Origin of the sequence: Paenibacillus phocaeensis (assembly GCF_900021165.1) — a bacterium.
Classification (GTDB): Bacteria; Bacillota; Bacilli; order Paenibacillales; family Paenibacillaceae; genus Fontibacillus; species Fontibacillus phocaensis.
In genome coordinates this window covers 1-911 of the sequence record NZ_FCOQ01000001.1, presented here as the reverse complement: position 1 = coordinate 911, position 911 = coordinate 1, and the positions used below count along the sequence as shown (strand labels likewise).

The window sequence follows — 911 nt, the reverse complement described above, 5'->3', positions numbered from 1 at the left end:
TGGTACTTGGACCGAAGGGTCCTGGGAGAGTAGGACGCCGCCAAGCAATGTTCCCTGATAGCTCAGTCGGTAGAGCACTCGACTGTTAATCGAGTTGTCACAGGTTCGAGTCCTGTTCGGGGAGTCCATTCTGGAAGGGAGCATTTATGCAATGCATATTTGCTTCCCTTCTGGGAAAACCAACTCATATGGAGAGGTGTCCGAGTTGGCCGAAGGAGCACGATTGGAAATCGTGTAGGCGTCACAAGCGTCTCGAGGGTTCGAATCCCTCTCTCTCCGCCAGCAAGGACTTTACTTGTGGCCCGTTGGTCAAGGGGTTAAGACACCTCCCTTTCACGGAGGTAACAGGGGTTCGAATCCCCTACGGGTCATTCTTTACCTTCCCAGATTTGGAGGCTTAGCTCAGCTGGGAGAGCATCTGCCTTACAAGCAGAGGGTCGGGGGTTCGATCCCCTCAGCCTCCACCATAATAATTTTTATTACTGACGCGGGGTGGAGCAGCCCGGTAGCTCGTCGGGCTCATAACCCGAAGGCCGCAGGTTCAAATCCTGCCCCCGCAATTATCCTCAATCCGAGGATGCAATGATCTAAGTGTGGAGCCGTGGTGTAGAGGCCTAACATGCCTGCCTGTCACGCAGGAGACCGCGGGTTCGAATCCCGTCGGCTCCGCCATTTATTCTCATCGTTCTGATTGTACGAGCCATTAGCTCAGTTGGTAGAGCACCTGACTTTTAATCAGGGTGTCGAAGGTTCGAGTCCTTCATGGCTCACCAGTTTCATATTGTTCATGCGGACGTGGCTCAGCGGTAGAGCATCGCCTTGCCAAGGCGAGGGTCGCGGGTTCGATTCCCGTCGTCCGCTCCATCTTCATACGCGCCCTTAGCTCAGCTGGATAGAGCGTTTGACTACGA

Annotated in this window: 8 tRNA genes; all 8 read left to right on the top strand. The window is 54.3% G+C overall.

The features are described 5' to 3' along the window. Positions 1-51 precede the first annotated feature (51 nt). Positions 52-124, top strand: a tRNA-Asn gene (locus tag BN3795_RS00040). Positions 125-190: 66 nt separating this feature from the next. Continuing rightward, positions 191-282: transfer RNA gene (locus tag BN3795_RS00035), tRNA-Ser, on the top strand. Positions 283-299: 17 nt separating this feature from the next. Continuing rightward, positions 300-371 (top strand) — tRNA-Glu (locus BN3795_RS00030). A 20-nt stretch (positions 372-391) separates the two neighbouring features. Beyond that, positions 392-467, top strand: a tRNA-Val gene (locus BN3795_RS00025). 19 nt (positions 468-486) lie between these two features. After that, positions 487-560 (top strand) — tRNA-Met (locus tag BN3795_RS00020). A 35-nt stretch (positions 561-595) separates the two neighbouring features. Beyond that, positions 596-672, top strand: a tRNA-Asp gene (locus BN3795_RS00015). 25 nt (positions 673-697) lie between these two features. Beyond that, positions 698-773: transfer RNA gene (locus BN3795_RS00010), tRNA-Lys, on the top strand. A 16-nt stretch (positions 774-789) separates the two neighbouring features. Continuing rightward, positions 790-864, top strand: a tRNA-Gly gene (locus tag BN3795_RS00005). Positions 865-911: the final 47 nt, after the last annotated feature.